The following is a 22,266-nucleotide window of genomic DNA, read 5'->3' as shown; positions in this document are numbered from 1 at the left end:
GATAACGTCGGCTTTTCCCTCATAAAAACAGTTACATATCCTTAACAAGCGCACCTCCATCAATGTTACAATAGTCGCCAATAACGACCTTTTCACCTTTAAGAATCAGTATGTTATTGGAGATTATTCAATGTCAGATGCCAATGCACGTTCGGGCATAAAACTTACGCTATGGTGTTGCCTGTTGGGCATCATCCTGGCCGCCACCGGCCTGTTCTTCACTGTCGCCGGCGGCAAACTGCTCTCGCTGGGCGGCAGTGCCTACTTCCTGATTGCCGGCCTCGTCATCCTGCTGTCGGCCATTCAGTTTTTCCGCCGCAAGTCCTCAGCGGTTTGGCTGTTCCTGGCGGTGTTCATCGGCACCGTCATTTGGGCGCCGTTGGACGCCGGTTTTGATTTTTGGCCGTTGATTTCCCGCCTGATGGTGCCGACCGGCCTGATGCTGCTGGCCTTCCTCACCTGGCCGGAGCTGCGTAAGCGCGAAGGCAAAGCGCCGTTGGCCAAGCCGGCTTACCTGCTCTCCGCCTTGCTGGCGGTCGGCATGGTCGGCGCCTTTGTCCAAATGTTCCAGCCGCATCCCACCGTTGCCTTCAGCGGCCAGCCGCTGCCGCTGATCCCGGTTGATAAAGCGCAACAGCAGAAAGATTGGGATAACTACGGCAATACGCCGGGCGGCAGCCGTTTCGTCGCGCTGGATCAGATCACCCGCGATAACGTGCGGGAGCTGAAAGTCGCCTGGACGTTCCATACGGGTGACATCCCTATCAGTCCCGATGGCAACGGCGCGGAAGATCAGCAAACGCCGCTGCAGATCGGCAACCGCATTTTCCTGTGCACGCCGCATAACAATGTGATCGCCGTCGACGCCGACAGTGGCAAAGAAATTTGGCGGCGAGAAGTCAACGCCAAGTCGCAGGTATGGAACCGCTGTCGCGGCCTGGCCTACTTCGACGTCAACAAGCCGTTGCCCGCGCCGAGCGTGCCGGGTTCAACCCCCGCCGCGCCCGTCGCGCTGGCGGCCGGCGACAGCTGCCAACGGCGCATATTGATGAACACCATCGACGCGCGCCTGATGGCGATTAACGCCGACAACGGCGAATTCTGCCAACACTTCGGCAACCAGGGCGTGGTAGACCTGAAGGCCGGTCTCGGCGACGCCGCCGATCCGAAATATCAACTGACGTCGGCGCCGACGCTGGCCGGCACCACCGTGGTGGTCGGCGGGCGCGTTGCCGATAACGTGCAAACCGATATGCCCGGCGGCGTGCTGCGCGGCTTCAACGTGATCACCGGCGAAATGCGCTGGGCGTTTGACCCGGGCAATCCGCAGCCGAACGCTGCCCTGAAACCGGATCAACACTTCGTGCGCAGCACCCCGAACTCCTGGGCGCCGATGTCGTACGATCCGGCGATGAACACGGTCTTCCTGCCGATGGGCAGCTCCTCCGTCGATCTGTGGGGCGCCAACCGCAACGCGCTGGATCACCGATACGGCGCCTCGGTGCTGGCGCTCGACGCGACCACCGGCAAAGAGAAATGGGTCTATCAGACCGTGCATAACGATCTGTGGGACTTCGATCTGCCGATGCAGCCCAGCCTGCTCGACTTCCCGATGCAGGACGGCACCACCCGCCCTGCGCTGGTTATCGGCACCAAAAGCGGGCAGATCTTCGTGCTGGATCGCCATACCGGCAAACCGCTGACCGAAGTGAAGGAACTGCCGGTGAAGACCCGCACCATTCCGGGCGAGCAATATTCCGCCACGCAGCCGTTCTCCGTCGGCATGCCGCAGATTGGCGCGCAGAAGCTCAGCGAGTCCGACATGTGGGGCGCTACGCCATTCGATCAATTGATGTGCCGCATCAGCTTTAAATCGATGCGTTATGACGGCCTGTTCACCGCGCCGGACACCGACGTTTCCCTCAGCTTCCCCGGCTCGCTGGGCGGCATGAACTGGGGCGGTCTCTCTACCGATCCGAACAACCGTTATATTTTCGCCAACGATATGCGTCTGGGCCTGTGGGTGCAGATGATCCCGCAGAAAGCCGACGCAGGCGCGCCGGCCGGCAACGGCGGTGAAGCCGTGAATACCGGCATGGGCGCGGTCCCGCTCAAAGGCACGCCGTATGCCGTCAATAAGAATCGCTTCATGTCGCCGCTGGGCATTCCTTGCCAAAAACCGCCGTTCGGCACCCTCTCCGCCATCGATTTGCAGACGCGCAAAGTGGTGTGGCAGGTTCCGGTAGGAACGGTGCAGGATACCGGGCCGTTCGGCATCAAAATGCGCGCGCAGATGCCGGTCGGCATGCCGACGCTGGGCGGCACGCTGGCGACTCAAGGCGGCCTGGTGTTTATCGCCGGTACGCAGGATTATTATCTGCGCGCCTTTGATTCATCCACCGGGCAAGAGCTGTGGAAAGCGCGCTTGCCGGTCGGCAGCGGCGGCACGCCGATGAGTTACGTCTCGCCGACCACCGGTAAGCAGTATGTCGTCATTTCCGCCGGCGGCGCACGTCAGTCGCCGGATCGCGGTGATTACGTCATCGCCTACGCGCTGGATAAATAATCGCCGGAACGCCGGTTAAATAAAGCGGCGCACCGCGCTCAATGGGCATTTAGAGGGAGACGTTGCATGACGTCTCCTTTTTTTTGGGTTTATTGCCTGAACAGCAGAATATTAACCATCCGTTTCATTTTCATGCCTTTTCTTCTATTTCTCTTACGGCGATACAGCACGCGCCACCGGCGCCGGTGATACTCACAGGCAATTGATATGTATAAGGTAAAAAATAATAAAATGAAGAGAAATTCCATGTTTCGGCCTAAATCCTTTTAGTCATTTCAGATGATTATCATCAATTTTTCTAACCAAAAGAATTAGAAACATCCTGTTCTAACGCGCTTTTATCCTGTGAAGACACCGCCGCCCGGCCTGTCGCTTCCGCGCGCCCAATAAAAAACCCCCATCGTTGCGATGGGGGCTGAGTAGCGTGAAACGGATCAACGGCTATCAGAAGCGCCAGGTCAGACCGGCATTGACGCTGTTGTCCTGATGGTTGGACGACAATTGCCCGCCGTAACCGAGGGACAACACGGCGTTTTTGTTAACCCAAACATCGACGCCCGCCTTCAGAACCGCCCCGTCACGGGAAACGGGGACGCTGTTCACGTCGAACGCCGCATCGCTGCGTTTGAACATCAGCTGTGTTTTACGCTCCAGCTTGCCGTACTGATGTTGCCAACCCAGCTCGCCGCGCAGCGCGATCGCCACGCTGTCGGTCTGCCATTGCGTATCGGCGCGCAGGCCCAGCGTCGAAGCGGTGGCGGACTGACTTTGCTTATCGCCGCGCAGCGCCGCCGCTCCGCCTTGCTCGTTGATCCCCTCGTTGCGATAGTGGGTGTACGCCAGGTTGGCGAACGGCTCAAGATTGACCACGTCGTTGCTCCAATCGTAACCGCTTTCGATAAACAGCTGACCGGTGCGCGCGTTATAGCGGGCCTTTTCGCGATCCGCCTGCGCGCCGTAGTTTACCGAGCGCGACGTGTCGATGCGATGCCAGGTATAGGTGCCGCCCGCTCGCAGCGCCAACGCGCCGAAACGTTTGTCGCCGTACAGCCCCAGATGGTAGTTGTCGCTGTGAGCATCTGACTGATAGCCGCCATCCAGCGACGTGCGGGTATACCCGGTCATCACGCCCAGCCGGCTGTCGTCAAACAGTTCACTGTCCAGACCCAACAGCACGCCATAGGTGGATGTCTGGTAACCGGTGGCGTTGTCGTTGCCGGAAGCATGCCCCCAGTTGCCCAGCAGTTTCGCCCAGGCGCCATTATCATCCGCTTTGATATCGGAAGCGGTGCGGCGGCCTTCAGCCTGGCGCAATCGCTCGGTGGCGGTATCGCGCAAATTACGGCTTTCGTTGATCTGGGCGGAAGCCATATCCGCGTGGATCTGGCCGGACAGTTGACGGGTCGCCTGCTGCAATTCTCTGGCCGAAGTGAAGCCGAGGAAGCTTTCATAAACCGGATGGCCGGCCACGGGGCTCGTCGCTTCGGTAACGGCTGTCGCCTCGCCTTCAACGCCCTGCAGTGCGGTTAGCGCTTCAGCGGTAGGCGCCGCGACGCTGCGTTTGGCCGTTTCCGTGACCGGTTCCGTGGCGTTGAGCGTTTCCACCGCACGGGCGACCGCTTTCTCGTTTTCGGTGCTGGCCAGGCTGTCAAAACGGGCGGCGGTGCGCGTGATCCCAAGGCCGACGTCATTGCCCTGATAGTCCAGCGTCACATTGACAAACGGATACGAAGGATTGGCATTTTCGAAGCGGCCGGTCACGCCATCCGTCGTCGTCAGGATGGTGTATTTGTTGCCCAGCAGGCTTTGCGCCTCATTTTGCGACAGCAGGTTTTTGCTGTGCTCCAGGCTGACGTTCACACTGCCGCCGTAGAGGAAAGCGCGCCGCGCTTCGATTTTATCGCTGCGGCCGTTGTCTGCGACCTCGACGTTATACTCCGAGCCGCGATCAAACACGGCGTCATGCAACACGTGCAGCGTACCGATGCCATTTCCCGGCGTCACGCTGCCGCCCCGAACCGCTCTGAATGCCCCCACCGTGCCGTCGCCGGCCAGCGTGCCGCTATTTTCGATATAGACATTGGACGCCACCGAACCGTTGATCGCCAGTACGCCCTGTTTCACCCAGGTGTCACCGCTGTAAGTATTATTGCCCAACAGCGCCAGCGTACCGGCGCCCGTTTTGGTCAACCCGCCGTGGCCGCGGATGTCATTGCTCCACGAATCGAAGTCGCATTCGCCCGACGTGCAACGCCGCTCAACCGGGGTTCCGGCTTCGACGATATTCCCCAGACCGGGGATATTCACCACAAACTGTTTTTCACTGTAGGAACCCGGCACATAGAATTCCTGCGGAATATCCTCTTGGGTGATAAACATCTTCGGCCCGTTGATCGCATCGCGTAAATTGACACGGCCCCAGCCGAATAAATGATCAATGCCGGCCTCGCCTAAATCGGTGGCGGTGGTTTTGATGACCGCGGATATTTGAGCGGCGCTCATATAAGGGAAGCGCTGCATCAATACGGCGGCAAATCCGGTGACGTGCGGCGCCGCCATTGAGGTGCCCGACATATTTCCGTAATCGGGTTTAACCGTCAGCTCGCCCTTATTATAGGCTTCGCGGTTCACCGCCCCGCCGGTATTGGAAACCAGCTCCCCTACGCTGCTGTAAATACTGCTGCCTGGCGCTGACACGCAAAAACTGGCCGTATGTCCGCAGCTGGTTGAGGAAACGCTTAACTTATCGTTATTACTCAGATTGGTCACGATCAGATAATTGTTTAATACCTCAGGGAAAGCATAGGGAAGTGACTTTTGCGCCTCAGGAATATTGTAGTTATTGTAATTGCCGGCCGAGAAAACGATCAGCTTGCCATGCTTGGCGGCGCGCAGCAGCGTCGCCATGGCGCTGTGTCCGCCGGTGGGCACGGGTTGCTCGCTGCCCCATTCCAGGTTGGACTTATTGCGCATCACTTCATTGATGACGTCGGTTTTCACCCACGCCACATAGTCAGGCCGCCCGTTCGGCAGCCAAATGGTGTTGCCATTGGCATCCTTTCTGACCGCCGGTGGGATCCCCCAGCTGTTATTGATAACCCGGGCTGGGCTCTGGATCAGTTCTTCGCGGCCGTTGCGGTTGCCGAAGTCGTTCAACTTGGCGCCGATAATGTCCGCGTCGTAGGCGACGCCATGCATACCGGAGCCGTCTCTTTTGGCGGCTGCAATACCGGCGACATGCGTGCCATGCGTGCCGAATGACATATTATCTTGTTTATCATACGAGAAATTATAGCTGCCGTTATCCAGCCGCGTCAGTTTACCGGCGAATTCCGGATGAGAGAGAATGGCATCATCAATAACGCCAATCGTCACGCCTTTTCCGGTATAGCCTCTGGCATAGGCGAACTCGGCGGAAATAGCCTCAAGCCCCCATTGGCGATTAAATTCTGCGGTTTTCCAACTGTCGGGCGAACCTAATTGTCCTGGTTCCCGATAAGCGGCAAGAGATGAATGAAGAGACAAGCCATAACAACCAAGAAACACGCAATACGCTAACTTCAATTTTTTATTAAGTATCATTTTACGCTCCATGTTTATTTATACCCAGAAGAAAACTGACGTTTTAACTGCGCTGAAACCTCCTATGATCGTGAAACGACAGATAACGCATGCCTGCCCGACGCGGGCCGCATAAAACAGGCTGAGTGATAAAAATTCGGGCGTGCGGACATGAAGATGTCACCACGCCATACGCTTAGGGCGCAGAAGTGCAGACAGGTGGCGAATGTACGTTTGCCGGCGATAAACCCGGCGCCGTTATACCGGCACGGCTCGGCCATCCGGCCGAAGCGCGAGAATCAGGCTGTGAGTGCATCCCGCTCAATTATCCAGTTTTGTTAATGATTTTCATTCGCGAGGCTATCTTATACGTAAGCAAAGTGTCAACAGATGAAACAAAACATTTCTTGATTTGCATCATAACTTTCACCGCAAACGTCGGCGACAAGTGCGTCGGCCACCGCTGAGCCGGGCATAACATGGCGCTTTTTACCGCCCGGCATGCGGATTTTGTCAGTCATGATGCATAAGAGAGGCGGTATGACGAGTGAAAGAGCAGCAGAAAGACTGAACATTTCCTCAAAAAGAAACATCAGGTTTGATTACTTTTTTGCGGTTATTAAACCGCCTGGTCGGAGCACTTATTTTTCGATGCAATATAAGAGGGGCTTATAAATAACAGGAGTATTCCTAATGCGTTCTTGCGTAATCTATTTCATGCTACCAGGCCGATTTTTAGCCGCGCCCGCTGGCTATTCCCATTTTCATTGGCAAGACTATATTGAAAGAGGCTCTGCTATAGAGCAAGAATATGGGTAATTTTCCGAGGAAATACCGCATGAGCCTGTTGCCCGAGCAGACCAATAACAAAAATCCGATCGACCTCTACAGCGAAATCGTAGACGACTTGCCGGGTCTGATCTGTTTCGGCAACCGCCTTGGCGGTTACTTCAACAAGCAGTGGCGCGACTATACCGGCGCAATCGCCGGTGAGCACGGCGCCGCAGACTGGCTCGAGGCCCTGCACCCTGACGATCGCGAACGCCTGGCCGCGCAATGGCGCCAGGCCATCGTTGCCCTCTCCTCGTTCGCCGGCGAAGCCCGTCTGCGCGAGCGCAGCGGCGCCTACCGGTGGTTTATGCTGGCGTTTAACGCCCGCCAGGACGGCAAGGCGCTGGAGCCCAGCTGGTACCTCACCGCTACAGACATCCATCCGCAAATGCTGCAACGCCAGCAAAACGTTCAGGCGCTCTCTATCCAGCAAGACATGCTGGACGCCAGCGTCGACTGCATCAAAGTGATCAATCGCGACGGCACGCTGCGCCACATGAACCGCTCCGGCAGCCTGGCGCTCGGCCTCGATCCGGCGCAAAAAGAGTTTGGCATGCCCTGGCTGGGGCTGTTGTCGCCCGAAGTTCGCCGCCGCGGCAGCAAAGCGTTGCGCAGCGTCAAAGCCGGTAAGAATGCGCGCTTCGCGGGATTGAGCGTGACGCCGCAGGGCAAAAAACAGCATTGGGACAACATCCTCTCTCCCGTCAGCGATGAGCACGGGGCCGTGGCCGAGATCTTGTGCGTCTCACGGGATGTGACATCGCAGCGCGTGATGGAGCAACGCCTGCTGCTTGCCAGCGAGTATGACGAACTGACCGGCCTGCCCAACCGACGCCTCTTCAAGAAAAAGCTGAAGCAAGAGATGAAGCGCGCCCTGCACGGCAACAAGTCGCTCGGGCTGATGCTGCTGGATCTTGACCATTTCAAACTGGTGAACGATACGCTGGGCCACGCGGCGGGCGATCATCTGCTGCGGGTGCTGGGCAAAAGGCTGAGCGCCTGCATGAATACCCATTCGTTTGTCTCTCGCCTCGGCGGCGACGAGTTCGCCGTCGTGATCAGCGACGTCGAAAACGAGCAGGATATTTTCCGCATCGCCAACAAGTTTCTGCTGCAGCTGGAGACGCCGATCACCCACGGCGGCAAGACGTTGCATTGCGGCATGAGCATCGGTGGCGCCATCTATCCCAAAGATGCCCGCGATGCGTCAGAGCTGATGAAGTGCGCCGATACCGCGCTGTATGAACTGAAAGAAGGCGGCCGCGGCGGCGTCTACATGTTCGACAGCAAGATGATGGACAAAGCCCGCGCCCGCGCCAGTCAGCTCAACTACGCGCGCCAGATCGTGCGCGATAATTGCATTCGCCCCAACTACCAGCCGAAGGTCAGCCTCGCCGATGGCAGCATCGTCGGCTTCGAAGCGCTGCTGCGCTGGCATTGCCCGCAAAACGGCATACAGCTGCCGGCGACGGTCAGCGAGGCCTTCAACGACTACGAACTGGCGACCAAAATCAGCGAAGCCATGCAGCTGAAAGTCTTCGCCGATATCGCCCGCTGGCGCGCAGCCGGCGTGGCAGTGCGGCCCATTTCGCTGAACGTGTCGCCGATCGAGTTTTTACGCGACAACTACGCCGAAACCTTCCTGCAACGCCTGCTGAAGTTCCACATTCCCCACCACCTGATCGAACTGGAAGTGACCGAACACGCGTTCAACAAGCACGGTTCGAAATACGTACTGCGCGCGCTGCACATGCTCAAAGAGATGGGTATCCGTATCGCGCTGGACGACTTCGGCACTGGCCACTCCTCGTTCAGCCATATCATGGACTACCCGCTGGACTGCATTAAGCTGGACTGCGACTTCATTCAACGCATGAACACCGAACCGGCGATCCTGGCGATCGTGGAAAGCATCGGCATTCTCGGTCAAAAGCTGTCGATCGATATCATCGCCGAAGGCGTGGAAACCGAGCAGCAGCGCCAAACGCTGTGCGAAGCCGGTTTCCATATCGGCCAGGGGTTTTTGTTCAGCCCGGCGGTGGGATCCCAGCAGGTGCCGACGCTGCTGCAGGCGATACTTCAGCCTGCCGAAGGCGGCATGGCGAATCGTTAAATCGGCATCGCATGCCCCACATTCGGGGGGCTTGATCCCCCCTCTTTTCCTCTGCTTGTTTCACGCCTCCCGCACCGGAATATTTGTGAGAGCCCTCACAAAGCATAAACGTATCTTTACATTTTTGAACGGTTAAGCTTCCGTTCTGTCAGATTTGAGTGTATTCCAGAGCGTCAAAACGATTCTTTTTCCACTCAATTGGGAACGTTACCGGAGACTTGTTAAGAAATAGTTAATTTAAATCAATGCACTACAAATAATAGCAGGAGGTACTGCGATGCACGAAAGGCAAGAGAAGAATGCAATGTTCATTTCGTTCGATGCCGTCTCGGTCTCGGGGATCACGGTGGAAGCAATGAAGATTGCCAAACGACTGCAAGCCTGTGGATTTCGCTCTTATCTTGATTTGGGATACGACATCAAGATTGATAAGGGAAACTTTAATAAACCCTATCAGCATGAGCATGACATCTACCGCGATGTCTTTACGCTGGTCCGCCTGGACGACATCACGTCGATTCCAGATTACCACCCCGCCTTTCTCGAGTACGCGCACGCGGCGTTGATCGGCCAGAAAACGCCCATTGACGAGCAAGAAAAAGCCGCTTTGTTGCATACCATCGCGTTGACGGCGCGGCAGCTGGCGGATCGCCTCGTCGCCCAATGGGAAGCGCTCGCAATCAGTCATGTGGTGGTGGAAAACGGCACGCTGCCGGAAAACATCATCTATACCAAAGCGCTGTATCTGGCGATCGAAGATTATGGCCGACGTTATCGACTGACGCGTTTCGTCATCTGGCGCGATCATGACCTGATGTGGAACAGCGAAAAAAAGGTGCTCAAATACGGCCCGCCGCCTTATTCTCACGCCATCAAACCAATCCCTTCAAAATACATTACCTATGTCACGCTCAATCACGATCTGAAGCAAAAGCTGGAGGCCTGGTGCAATCATGATGTCCATGTCGAGGTAAAGAAAAATACCTATGACTTCTCAGACAGTCATGAAAGAACGAATGTCAGAAAGCAGATGAATATTCGCGACAATGATCTTCTCATTGCCAGAACCACCCGCATCATCCCTCAGAAAAGATTGGATCGCGATATTGTGCTTATCAGCCGGCTTAACGATTTATTTATCCGCGACCACAACACGCGACGCGCCTATTTGGCGATCGCCGGCAATGAATATGAAAATCCGTCATGTTATCTGCAACTCGCCAAATTGGCGCAGGAACTGAATGTTCTCCCCTATGTCAAATTCGTCGGCATGCTTCCCCATGTCGATATGCGCTCGGAAAACGACGCGTTTTGCATAGAGGACCTCTATCACTCTTGCGACCTGGTCTCTTTTCTCACCTCGTATGATTATGATAGCTATGGCAATCCTATCGGCGAAGCGATCAGTTGCCGCCGTTGCTATATCACCACTCGCTACGAATATTATCACGAGGTCTACGGCCGGCATGGGTTTGAAGCGCCCGTCATGCCGATCTCCGAGTTACAGGATGGGCCGCCGAACGACGAATTCATCCAGGAAGTCTACCGGTTCATTAATAACAAGGAGAAGATGAAGCGCGTGGCGGAAAAGAATTACGCGCTGGGCAAGCGGATTTTATCCAACAACGTCATGGAGTTCTTAAATATCAGCTAATCATCGAATGACGTGACATTTCATTTTCAGACAAGCCATTTCTAACTGTGGACTTTCATTAGCCCTTGGAGGATCTATGCGTGATACTGTTTTTGTGTCTGTCGTACTGCCCGTTTATAATGAAAGCGACCGTATTGAGGCGGTTTTACTTTCGCTGTTTAATCAGCACACCAAGAATGAATTAATCACCCACGACACTTACGAACTGATTGTCGTTGATAACAACTCCACCGATGATTCCGTCGCTAAAATAAACGCGTTTAGTGAAAGGCATCCGGCTATGACCATTCATGTTATCGCCGAAACGGTGCAGGGTGTCTCCTCGGCCAGAAAACGCGGCATGGACTATGCGTCGCTGCGTTCTAAAGCCCGCGACAGCCGGCTGGGAAATAAACGCAAGCACTATATCGTTTCCGCCGATGCCGATTGCACCGTGGATGCATTTTGGCTTTACGAGCTGGTGAATACCATGATCGAGCAACAAGGCGACCTGGGCACCTGCAACTATTACTACCCTCCCGCAGAGTTTGAGCACCGCCCCAACCTGTTCCGCGAGATCCAAAAAACGCTGCGTCTGCGCGAATTTTCGTTCTCCCTGTTCGGCGGCTTCCCCGACGGCAAAGGGTTCGGGGTGGAGCGCAGCCTGTATGACGCGGTAGGCGGCATCGAAATCTTCTACCAGCTCAACCATGGCCGCTTTGTCGAACACCTGTCCGACGACTGGGACTTCGGCATTAAGGTCATCGCCTACGGCGGCAAGCCGGTTTACGCTCGCCATGCTTACGTTGAGATCAACAGCCGCCGGGTGGACACCATTCTCGATGAGGTGATCAACGGCATCGCCTACGGCAAGGACGGCATCATTATCATGAAGGACGTCCGGCCGGACGTTGAGCGACAGAAAACCGCGCTGGCGGACGCCACGCCGGCGGAGGCGAAACTGGCCTGGGACTACTCGGTCAAGGACTACACGCCAAAGAATATCTTACTGCCGGTGCTGCTCAATCCGTATCTGCTGTTGGAAAACAGCGAAGTGCGCGATTTCTTCTCCGGCCCGCTGGCCGACAGCCTCTACCGCCGCATTCACGAGCTGAAACACGAGATGCGCCTCATCGATTTCAAACCGATCCATGCCTATAAAACCCCCGCCTATCGGCTCTACCTCGAATTTCGCGATGCGCTGTTTGCCGCCATGCGGCGCGCCGTCGGTGACGATATCGGCTTCCCGCCCGCATTGCCGGCCTGCTTCGATACGGTCAAAGACGAGGATTTCACCCGCTTTGTTTATTACTTCTGTGAAGACCGCGAGTCCGGCGAAGCCCACAACTATTTCGGCAACGGAGGGGTATTCTGATGAACGACGAAGCCTTGCACTCATTGCTGGATATCGATGAAAACTATCCCACGCCGCGGGTGAACGCGTTCCTGGCGCAACCGGAAAACCGGGCCTTTCTGGAGTACGTCCATAAGGATCCGTTCGGCTGTCACGTGTTCCCCGGCGATCTCGTCGACTACCCGCTGGCCGCGTTTTTTGCCGATATGGAGGCCGACATTCGCCAGGCGGGCAAAATCCACCTCTGGGCCTATATCCCGACCTGCCGCTATCGCTGCCATTTTTGTCAGTACCCCACGGTGATCCTCAATCCCAAGGCGCCCGCCTCTCAGGCGGTATTCCGCGATTTGGTCGATTTCAACATCAAGGAGGCGCAAATGTGGCTGGCGCGCGTGCCCAGCCTGGCCGAAGTGGAAATCGGTGAATTCAACGTCTTTGGCGGCACGCCGTCCTTGCTGCCGGAGCCGGAACTGCGCCGCATGATGGCCTTCTACTTCAGCCACTTTAACTTCACCAACGCCACCCTGCGCTTCGAAGGGGAGCCCGGCACCCTGAACAAAGCCTATCTGGCGCTGCTGAAAGAGCTCGGCTTCAGCAAAATCAGTTTCGGCACCCAATCCTTCAATGACGACATCATCACCGCCTGCGGGCGCATGCACTCGGCCGAAGAGTGCGTGGAGACCATTCATCATGCGCGCGCGCTCGGCATTGATTGGGTCAGCGTGGATCTCATTTACGGCATGCTGGGCCAAAGCGTGGACGACGTGAAATACGACATGGAAAAAACCCTCGAGCTGAATCTGTCGCACGTCGTCTGCACCAAGCTGCACATGGATGAGTTTATTAAAAATCGCACCGGCGTCTCGGGCGAGCGCGAAAGCCTGTGGCAGAAAAAGGGGCTGATCAGCATCAACAACCTGCGCTTCCCTGGCCTGGGCAAACAGTACCAAATGCGCGAGCTGGTCGAGAACTACCTGAATGGCGGCTATACCGAACACCCCACCATGTACTTTCACCGCAATGATCAACAGCCGGAAAAGTGGAAAGCGCTCATCACCGATCTCGACAAGCAGTATCCGGAAGTGGCGATCGGTTTGGGCGGCAGCTCCAAATCGACGCGATCCGAAGCCATCAACATCACCGGTTACAAGAAGTACAAGGAGGCGCTCAACCAAGACCGCCTGCCCATCGAGGAAAGCCGCGGTTTCTCCCCGATCCAGCGTGAAGTGAACGCCTTCAAAATGGCGCTCTCCACCTTGCTGCCGGTGGACGATCGGGTGTTTAAACGGCGCTTTGACGGCAACAGCCTGTTTGCTAACCCGGTCATCCGCCGCACATTGAAAACCCTGGTGGATAAAGCGCTGGTCACTGTCGATGGCCCGTGCGTGACGCTCACGCCCATCGGCGTCACGCTGGTCGAAGCCATTATCAATACCCAATTTTCCGCCGCATTCGCCAATCAGGAGTGAAAGATGACGACGACAGTCTCCGATCCCAAACCGGTATTCAGCTTTTATTACATCGGCATCGATACCGAAGCCGGCGTCACGCCACAACAGTTTGAAACCTTCGTGCGCGAACAAGGCGTGCATATCCCCTGTTATCCCGGCTGGCGCTGGACGTTGCTGCGCGGCCTGCGCGGCGAACGCGTCGGGCAATACCTGATGTTGTACGAGATTGACAGCGCCGAGCAGCGCGATCGTTACGTCACCGCCACCGGGCAGCGAACGGCGCACGCGCACGAATTCTGGCGGCGGCATGCCGCCGCGCAGGAAATCCTCGCCGAGTGGCGAAAACTGGGCACCTACAGCCTGCTGCCGACGCTGTTCAGCGATTATCGCCTGCTGGCTGAGAACAGAAAAAGCGACGTGCCGCCCGGCCCGCGCTACCGGGAACGGCCGGGCGAACCGCCCGAGGCGCGCATTATCGGCATCCACAATCTGGCGCTGCGCGAAGGCGTGACCCCGGCGCAATTCGAACGCTTTATCGCCGAAAATCACCATCGCATTGAGGATTATCCGGGCTGGAAGTTTCACTTGCTGAAGGGAGAGCGCGGCAATCGGCTCGATCAGTACGCGGTGATGATGGAAATCGTCAGCCTGGCGGCGCTGGACGTGTTCTATCCGGAGCCCGATATCGCCACCGCCGAAGCGGCAACCTTCGCCAAAGCGCATCGCGACACCAAGCAAATGTATGAAGAGTGGAAGCAACTGGCGTCATTTTCCGGTTCACCGCAGATTTATACCGATTATCTGTCCGTCGCACAGAGCCGATCGTCATGATGCTGCCTTGGCTAACCGGCGAGGCTGCTGAGAATCATCGCCGGCAAATCGCCACCCGAGCGATCTTCTTCCTCGCCGGGTTGGGCATGGCCGCCTGGGCGCCGTTGATCCCTTTCGTGAAAGCGCGATTGGGCATCGATGACGGCGCGCTCGGTTTGCTGCTGTTTTGCCTCGCCGCCGGCTCCATGGCGATCATGCCCTTCGCCGGGTATCTGATCGCCAAACTGGGGTGCCGCGCCGTGTTGCTGGGCGCTGGCGCCTTGCTGTGCATCGACTTGCCGCTGTTGGCGTTACTCGATGCTCCGCTGTTGATGGGGGCGGCATTGGGGGTATTTGGCGCCGTCAACGGCATCATGGATGTGGCGATGAACTCACAGGCGATAATCGTCGAGCGGGAGAGCGGCCAGGCGAAAATGTCCGGTTTTCATGGCTTCTACAGCCTTGGCGGCATTGCCGGCGCCGGCGGCGTCAGTCTGTTGCTGCTGGCGGGCCTCGCCCCGACCCAGGCCATCGGCCTGATCGCCCTCCTCATCGCGATCCTGCTGCTGATCGTCGCCGGCGATTTACTGGCGCACGGCGGCATCGGCGAGCGGCGACGGGGCGGCGCGCGGTGGGCGCTGGCCCACGGCAAGATCCTGTTTATCGCCCTGCTCTGTTTCTTCGTGTTCCTGACCGAGGGGGCGATGCTCGACTGGTCGGCATTATTCCTGCATGCCGAGCGCGGCGTGGCCAAATCGCAGGCGGGGATCGGGTTCACGCTGTACGCCGTCGCCGTGGCCTGCGGGCGGCTGTATGGCGACAGGCTGATCGGCGCAATCGGGCGCTTTCGCACTCTGCTGCTCGGCAGCCTGTGCGCCGCGGCGGGCGTGCTGTTGACCGTCACCGTCCCTCTGGCATCGGCCGCCTTTGGCGGGTTGATGCTCGCCGGCCTGGGCATCGCCAACATCGTTCCCATTCTGTTCAACGCCGTCGGCAATCAAAAACAGGTGCCGCCCGGCCAGGCGTTTCCGGCCGTGACGCTGGTCGGCTATCTCGGCTTATTAACCGGCCCGGCGCTGATCGGTTTTATCGCCAATTACACCAGCCTGGCCCTGGCGTTCGGCTGCACGCTGCTGTGCCTGTTGCTGGTCAGCATCAGCGCCAAAGCCGTGACGAACACATCTCACTAACTTAACTTGCGAGGATCGTTTAATGCATGCATCAACCACGCCGGTTTTCTCCCTGCACTACGTGGGAATCAACCTGAAACGGGGCGTCGCCTCGGATCGTTTCGAAGCGTTCGTTCGCCATAAAGGCGTCGCCATCCCGGCCTATCCCGGCTGGCGATGGACGCTGCTGCGCGGCCTGCGCGGCGAGCGTGAAAATCAGTACCTGATGGTTTATCAGGCTAAAGACGCCGCCACCTACGCGCGCTATATCGACGGCAACGGCGAGCTGACCGACGAGGCGCACGCCTTTTGGCGGCAGCGTCCGGAGGCCGCCGCGCTGATTGAGGAGTGGAAAACCTTCGCGACCTTCGCCGAACTGCCGACCCTTTACACCTGTTACCGTCTGGTGGCCGAGAATAGCCGCAGTTCATTGCCGCCCGGCCCCAATTACCGCAGCGAACCAGGGAAGGAAAGCATTCAGCGTGTCATCGGCATTCATAACCTGGCGCTTAAAGCGGGCGTCTCACCCGAGCGGTTTGAACGGTTCATTACCGACAACATCCACCGCGTGGAAGACTACCCGGGCTGGAAGTTTCACCTGCTGAAGGGCCAGAGCGGCAACCGGCTGGACCAATACGCGGTGATGCTGATCATTGAAAGTCTGGCGTCGCTCAACGCGTTCCATCCGGAGCTCGATGTCTCAACCGAGCAAGCGCTCAGGTTCGTGGCCGAGCATCAGGACACCGAACGCATGTACGACGAGTGGAAAACACTGGCGTCGTTCTCCGGCGCGCCGCAAATCTACACGGATTACCTGGCGATTGGCGGCAACGAGAATGACGCCCATCCGGCGTAAACCGCGCGGCGGCGTTGAGCGCCGCCGCTTTCACGGCCGCCGTTCGCCGAACGGCGCCAGCTTCATGCCGATAAGCGTCACCACGCAGATGAGCGCCCCGGCGTAGAAGGTGGAGGCGGAACCGAACAGCTCCCACAGGGTTCCGGCCCCCAGACTCGCCAGCAGCAGCGCCACGCCGCTGATCAGATTGAACATGCCGAACGCGGTGCCGCGCAGGTGCGCCGGCGCGGTATGCGCCACCATCGCCGCCAATAGCCCCTGGGTCATGCCCATGTGCACGCCCCACAGCGCGACGCCAAAAAGCACCCCGCCCCAATGATCGCTCAGCGCCAATACCAGGTCGGCGGCGATCAGCACCAGCAACCCGGCTTTCAGCAATCCTTCATGGCTCATGCGGTCGGACAGTTTTCCGAACGGATAGGCCGAGCAGGCGTAGACCAGATTCATGGCGACCATCACCAGCGGGATCAGCGCCAGCGGCGTGCCGCCCTGCTGCGCCTTCAACACCAGGAACGCTTCACTGAAGCGCGCCAGCGTGAAGATCGCGCCGATGCTCACCACCCACCAATAGCTGCGCCCCAGCAGCCGCAGGTTGGCGCGAGTGATCGGGTTGGTGCGCTTGTGGGTTATCGCGGCGGCCGGCTCTTTCAGGCCGAAAAACAGCAGCGCAATCGCCAGCGCCGCCGGGATCGCCGCCACCCAGAAGATGGCGCGAAAATCGTTGTGCCACAGCAGCATCAGACCGACGGCCAGCAGCGGCCCTAAAAAGGCGCCGACGGTATCCAGCGACTGGCGCAGCCCGAAAGCCGCGCCGCGAATTTCCGGCGGCGTCACGTCGGCCACCAGGGCATCACGCGGCGCCCCGCGAATGCCTTTGCCCACGCGATCCAGCAGGCGCGCGCTCATCACCATGCCGGACGACGACGCGATGGCGAAAAACGGTTTGCTGATGGCGCCCAACCCATAGCCCAGCAGCGCCAGCCCTTTACGTTTGCCGAGGTAATCACTGAGCACGCCGGAGAACACCTTGACGATCAACGCCGTCGCCTCCGCCAGCCCTTCGATCAGACCGATAACAATCACGCTGGCGCCGAGCGTCGTCGCCATAAACAGCGGCAACAGGCTATGGATCATTTCCGAGGAAACGTCCATCAGCAGGCTCACGCCACCCAATACCCACACGCCGCGCGGTATGCGGCCCAACGTAGCGAAACGCGACGACATGGTTCATCCTCGATCGATTCAGCGCCGCCAGAGGCGCCTCATGATTTTTCCAAGATTGGTTAGTTGATTTTGTTCGTTCACAGATCTGCAGCCTTTAGAGATAGTGCAACGACCGTGTGACACCCATAATAATGAAGGTAATTAACATAATGATATATAGCAAAAAGATGATAGTGATTGCGGCGCTGCTGAGTTTTTCCGCCGCCGCCGCACCGGGCGTGGATCTCGTCGCCAACGAAACGCCGATCCACACGGTGAAGAGCGCCGAAGCCGTGGCCAAAATCCCCGCCGGCTTCCGGTTCGTGGAACCCGGCACGCTGACGGTGGCCATTTCCCTGCTGGGCAGCGGCCCGCCGTTCGGCCTGTACGCCCGCGACAATAAAACGGTGATCGGCAGCGAGGCGGACATCGCGCGCCTGGTGGCCGACGGTTTGGGGTTGAAACTCAGGCTGGTGCCCACGTCGTGGGAAGACTGGCCGCTGGGGGTGGCCTCTGGCAAATATGACGCCGCGGTTTACAACATCACCGTGACCAACGAACGCAAAACCAAATTCGATTTCGCCACCTATCGGCAGGATACGCTGGGCTTCTACGTCAAGTCCGACAGTAAAATCACCCAGATCAAAACGGCGCCGGATATCGCCGGTAAAAAGATCATCGTCGATTCCGGCACCAATCAGGAAGCGGTGCTGCTGGCCTGGGACAAGGAGAACCGCGCCAAGGGATTAGCGCCGCTGCAGCCGGTGTACGTCACCGATAAGGCCGCCTCCACGCTGGCCATTCAGTCGGGCCGCGCCGACGCCACCTTCGGGCCCAACGTCTCCGGCGCTTATCAGGCGCGGCTGACCGGTAAAACCCGGCTGGTGGGCATCGTGCCCGGCGGCTGGCCGAAGACCGCCAACATCGCCGTCACGCTGAAGAAAGGCAACGGCCTGGTGGACGCGGTGCAGGCTTCGCTCAACAGCGCCATCGCCAACGGCAGTTATCTGCAGGTGTTGGATCGCTGGGCGGAGAGCGACGAGAAGATTGCCCATTCCGAGATTAACCCGCCGGGACTGGGGGATTGAGAGAGCAACAAACAGGCCCCGCGCAGCGGGGCCTTATTCGCCGGTCAATCGAGAAGCGTCATTCCTCTGCCGCTTTTCGCCTCCCCAGCTTGCGGTACAGCGTGCTGCGCGAAACGCCGAGCGCCTTCGCCGCCCGGCTGAGATTGCCGCCCGCCCTGTCGATCGCCGCCTGCAGATCCTCGCCGCCGGCGTCGGCGCATGCCTGGCGCGGCGACAGCACCGCGATCGACTGCGGCAGATCGTCCAGGGTGAGCACCGCGCGATCGTCCGCCAGCGCCAGCAGCACCTTGAGCGTACTTAACAATTGCCGCACGTTGCCGGGCCACGGATAGCGCGCCAGCATCGCCAGCGCCTCCGGCAACAGGCGAATGTCGCGCCGTTCGCCGCCCAGCTCCCGCCACAGCTGCAGAATGAACGCCTCCAATTGCGCCCGCTCTCTGAGCGGCGGGATGCGCAGGCTGTATTCCTGTATGCGATACAATAAATCTTCGCGAAACGCCCCCGTTTGCACCTGCCGATGCAGATCGTGGTGCGTCGCGCAAACCAGCGCGAAATCGACCGCATAGGCGCTGCGGCTGCCGAGCGGCGTGACCGTTTTCTCCTGCAACACCCGCAGCAGGCGCGTTTGCAGGCCCGCCGGCATGTCGCCGATTTCATCGAGGAACAGCACGCCGCCATCCGCCTCACGGATCTTGCCGATATAGCCTTTGGGGTTGGCGCCGGTAAACGCCCCCGGCGCATAGCCGAACAGTTCGGACTCGATCAGCGGTTCCGGCAGCGCCGCGCAGTTGATCGCCACGAAGTTGCCGTTGCGCCAGCGACTTTCCTGAAACAGGCGGCGGCTGAAGTGCTCCTTGCCGCAGCCGGTTTCGCCGGTCACGCACAGAGAAAGGCCGGCGTTGAGAATACGCAACGCTTTCTGATGCTGCTCGTCGTGCCGTTCCGCCGGCGGCGTCGAACGCAGAGCGCTAACGCGGCGTTGGGGCGCCTCGAGCAGCGAATAATAGTGCCGTTGATTGCCGGCCAGCGTCTGGCGCGGCGCGCCGGAGGGTTGCCGCAACAGATCGGGGAACAGCTGAGCGAATTCAAGCGAGCCGAATGCGGCCGGCGAGAGTTGGAACTCGACCATCGCCAGCCGATTGGCGGCGATCAGCACTTCGTCGTGAAACACCAGCAGCAGTTCCTGCGCGCTGCCCAGGCGGCCAGCGTCGGCGTGCAGGCGCAGCGTCCAGTGACGATCGGCGATCGCGCTTCTGACCCAGCGGTGTTCGATATGGCGCACCGCCTGCATGATCAGACGCTGCGCATCAGGATACGGGCGCTGGGCCGGGGCAGAGAGATCCAGTATGCCGGCAATATGGCCATCCGGCCGGTAGATCGGCGCGGCGGTGCAGTTCAATCCGGCGTTTTGGTTGAGAAAATGCTGATCGCCGCGCACTTCGCAGAAAGCGCCCAGCGCCAGCGCAGTGCCGATGGCGTTGGTGCCCCGCTCCGCTTCTCCCCACTGGTTGCCCGGCGCCAACGCAAATCGCGACGCCTTGTGCAGAAAATCGTGATTGCCACGGGTTTCCAACACCAGCCCGTCGGCGTCGGCGATCACCACGATGGCCGGTTGACGCGTAATTTGCGCGCCCAACTGTTCGATCAGCGGCTGTACCCGTTGCGGCACCCAGTCGTTGCGGCTGCGCAGTTCTTCGAGCAGACCGGCTTTGATAAACGGGATATGTTGATCGGCGCGCGTCAGGCCGTAACTGCGGCTGCGCTGCCAGGATTCCGCCAGCGGGTGGGTCAGCAAACTGGCGCTCTCAGTGAGCAAGCGATCGTCAGGCAACATGCGTTTCTCCCCCGGCTGCAAGTGTTGCAAATATGTATCATGGATGTGTATCAGGCGTTGCGACACGGAACACAAAAAATCATCGGCGGCAGCGGAACCGCTCGATTGGCCTACCCTCATCAATGCTTAACGTTTTAATAAATAGCCATTTTTTTACGAACGCTACGTCCGTCGCTAATCTGGCACGGGGCGTGCTTCTCTGTGCTGCGGCGACAGGCCGCACTCACAGGCGCAGCGCAATAGCGCCGGTTATCATCTGCAGAGAGGTGCTTCACATGAAATATGTTCACCCCGGTTTGCCTGGCTCGCTGGTTTCGTTCCGTCCACGCTATGGCAACTACATTGGCGGCAAATTTGTCGAACCGGTATCCGGCAACTACTTCACCAACACCTCGCCGGTGACCGGCCAGCCGATCGCCGAATTCCCGCGTTCCGACGCCAAAGACATCGAGCTGGCGCTTGACGCGGCGCATGCGGCGGCGGACGCCTGGGGTAAAACCAGCGTGCAGGAACGCGCCAATGTGCTGTTGGCCATCGCCGATCGCATCGAGTCGCGGCTGGAGATGCTGGCGCTGACCGAAACCTGGGACAACGGCAAACCGATCCGCGAAACCCTGAATGCCGATCTGCCGCTGGCGGTCGACCATTTCCGCTACTTCGCCGGCTGCCTGCGCGCGCAGGAAGGCACCGCGGCGGAGATCGACCAAAATACCGTGGCCTACCATATCTATGAACCGCTGGGCGTGGTCGGCCAGATTATCCCGTGGAACTTCCCGCTGCTGATGGCCGCCTGGAAACTGGCGCCGGCGCTGGCGGGCGGTAACTGCGTGGTGCTGAAACCGGCGGAACAGACGCCGCTCGGCATCAGCGTGCTGATGGAAGAGATCGGCGATCTGCTGCCGCCGGGGGTGCTCAACGTGGTGCAAGGTTTCGGCGCCGAGGCCGGCGAAGCGCTGGCGCGCAGCAAACGCATCGAAAAAATCGCCTTCACCGGCTCCACGCCGGTCGGCCGCCACATTCTCGCCTGTGCGGCGGAGAACATCATCCCCAGCACCGTCGAGCTGGGCGGCAAATCGCCGAACATTTATTTTGAAGACATCATGCAGGCGGAGCCGGCGTTTATCGACAAGGCGGTTGAGGGGCTGGTGCTGGGCTTTTTCAACCAGGGAGAGGTTTGCACCTGCCCTTCACGCGCGCTGATCCAGGAGTCCATCTACCCGCAGTTTATGGAGAAAGTGCTGGCGCGTATCGCCACCATCCGCCAGGGCGATCCCTTCGACACCGAGACCATGATCGGCGCCCAGGCGTCAAAACAGCAGTACGACAAGATCCTGTCCTACATCGACATCGCTAAAAACGAGGGCGGCAAAATCGTTGCGGGCGGCGAGCCCGCTCAGCGCGGCGACGAAGTGCAAAACGGTTTCTACCTGCAGCCGACGCTGATCACCGGCGACAACAGCATGCGTTTCTTCCGCGAGGAGATCTTCGGGCCGGTGATTGGCGTCACCACCTTCAAGGATGAGGCCGAAGCCCTGGCGCTGGCCAACGACACCGAGTTCGGGCTGGGCGCCGGGCTGTGGACCCGCGACATCAACCGCGCCTACCGCATGGGACGCGCGATCAAGGCCGGCCGCGTATGGACCAACTGCTACCACCTATACCCGGCGCACGCCGCGTTCGGCGGCTACAAAAACTCCGGCATCGGGCGCGAGACCCACAAGGCGGCGCTGTCGCACTATCAGCAGGTGAAAAACCTGCTGGTCAGCTACGACGCCAAACCGCTGGGCCTGTTCTGAA

The 22,266-nt window shown here is 58.9% G+C and carries 13 protein-coding genes; 10 read left to right on the top strand and 3 right to left on the bottom strand.

Annotated features, from left to right (window positions below; all coding sequences use genetic code 11):
- Positions 1-130: 130 nt before the first annotated feature.
- Positions 131-2,566 (top strand): glucose/quinate/shikimate family membrane-bound PQQ-dependent dehydrogenase, encoded by a 2,436-nt coding sequence (locus ACSBQS_RS08060; RefSeq protein ID WP_342164698.1) that lies wholly within the window; start codon positions 131-133, stop codon positions 2,564-2,566.
- A gap of 444 nt (positions 2,567-3,010) precedes the next feature.
- On the opposite strand, the gene ACSBQS_RS08055 is transcribed toward ACSBQS_RS08060, so the two are convergent.
- Entirely contained in the window at positions 3,011-5,941 is a 2,931-nt protein-coding gene (locus ACSBQS_RS08055) for an autotransporter domain-containing protein (RefSeq protein ID WP_332107758.1), read from the bottom strand.
- Positions 5,942-6,965: 1,024 nt separating this feature from the next.
- On the opposite strand from ACSBQS_RS08055, the gene ACSBQS_RS08050 reads away from it, so the two are divergent.
- The 7 genes from ACSBQS_RS08050 to ACSBQS_RS08020 all read left to right on the top strand — a co-directional run bounded on the left by ACSBQS_RS08050 (position 6,966) and on the right by ACSBQS_RS08020 (position 16,344).
- On the top strand, positions 6,966-9,071 hold the full coding sequence (locus tag ACSBQS_RS08050; RefSeq protein WP_033634528.1) for a putative bifunctional diguanylate cyclase/phosphodiesterase: 2,106 nt from the start codon (positions 6,966-6,968) through the stop codon (positions 9,069-9,071).
- A 277-nt stretch (positions 9,072-9,348) separates the two neighbouring features.
- Positions 9,349-10,725 (top strand): glycosyl transferase family 2, encoded by a 1,377-nt coding sequence (locus tag ACSBQS_RS08045; RefSeq protein ID WP_197749820.1) that lies wholly within the window; start codon positions 9,349-9,351, stop codon positions 10,723-10,725.
- 76 nt (positions 10,726-10,801) lie between these two features.
- Positions 10,802-12,079, top strand: a complete 1,278-nt coding sequence (locus tag ACSBQS_RS08040) for a glycosyltransferase (protein ID WP_434990195.1) — start codon at positions 10,802-10,804, stop codon at positions 12,077-12,079.
- Positions 12,079-13,527 carry a radical SAM protein gene (locus ACSBQS_RS08035; protein ID WP_033643048.1) on the top strand — a complete coding sequence of 483 codons (1,449 nt, stop codon included), beginning with the start codon at positions 12,079-12,081 and terminating at the stop codon, positions 13,525-13,527. The genes ACSBQS_RS08040 and ACSBQS_RS08035 overlap by 1 nt, the downstream gene beginning before the upstream one ends.
- A 3-nt stretch (positions 13,528-13,530) precedes the next feature.
- Complete coding sequence (locus tag ACSBQS_RS08030) at positions 13,531-14,340, top strand: hypothetical protein (RefSeq protein ID WP_015377860.1); 810 nt, start codon at positions 13,531-13,533, stop codon at positions 14,338-14,340.
- Positions 14,337-15,509, top strand: coding sequence for an MFS transporter (locus ACSBQS_RS08025; protein ID WP_197749819.1), 1,173 nt, complete (start codon positions 14,337-14,339; stop codon positions 15,507-15,509). The genes ACSBQS_RS08030 and ACSBQS_RS08025 overlap by 4 nt, the downstream gene beginning before the upstream one ends.
- Positions 15,510-15,531: 22 nt before the next feature.
- On the top strand, positions 15,532-16,344 hold the full coding sequence (locus ACSBQS_RS08020) for a hypothetical protein (protein WP_046687028.1): 813 nt from the start codon (positions 15,532-15,534) through the stop codon (positions 16,342-16,344).
- 30 nt (positions 16,345-16,374) lie between these two features.
- Here ACSBQS_RS08020 and ACSBQS_RS08015 read toward each other — a convergent pair whose 3' ends face one another.
- Positions 16,375-17,568 (bottom strand): MFS transporter, encoded by a 1,194-nt coding sequence (locus ACSBQS_RS08015; RefSeq protein ID WP_072627657.1) that lies wholly within the window; start codon positions 17,566-17,568, stop codon positions 16,375-16,377.
- 149 nt (positions 17,569-17,717) lie between these two features.
- Between ACSBQS_RS08015 and ACSBQS_RS08010 the strand changes: the two genes are divergently transcribed.
- Positions 17,718-18,635 carry an ABC transporter substrate-binding protein gene (locus ACSBQS_RS08010; RefSeq protein WP_089191740.1) on the top strand — a complete coding sequence of 306 codons (918 nt, stop codon included), beginning with the start codon at positions 17,718-17,720 and terminating at the stop codon, positions 18,633-18,635.
- Positions 18,636-18,693: 58 nt separating this feature from the next.
- Here the strand turns inward: ACSBQS_RS08010 and ACSBQS_RS08005 are convergent, their stop codons facing one another.
- Complete coding sequence (locus ACSBQS_RS08005) at positions 18,694-20,469, bottom strand: sigma-54-dependent Fis family transcriptional regulator (RefSeq protein WP_129993089.1); 1,776 nt, start codon at positions 20,467-20,469, stop codon at positions 18,694-18,696.
- Between the two features lie 275 nt (positions 20,470-20,744).
- On the opposite strand from ACSBQS_RS08005, the gene exaC reads away from it, so the two are divergent.
- The gene (gene exaC / locus ACSBQS_RS08000) at positions 20,745-22,265 is read left to right on the top strand and encodes an acetaldehyde dehydrogenase ExaC (protein ID WP_042784478.1); all 1,521 of its coding nucleotides are present in this window, start codon (positions 20,745-20,747) and stop codon (positions 22,263-22,265) included.
- Position 22,266 lies beyond the last annotated feature (1 nt).

Source organism: Serratia sp. H402Y (genome assembly GCF_051172415.1).
Taxonomy (GTDB): domain Bacteria; phylum Pseudomonadota; class Gammaproteobacteria; order Enterobacterales; family Enterobacteriaceae; genus Serratia; species Serratia ureilytica.
The sequence above is the reverse complement of the archived record's forward strand: the minus strand, read 5'-3'. Positions and strand labels throughout refer to the sequence as shown.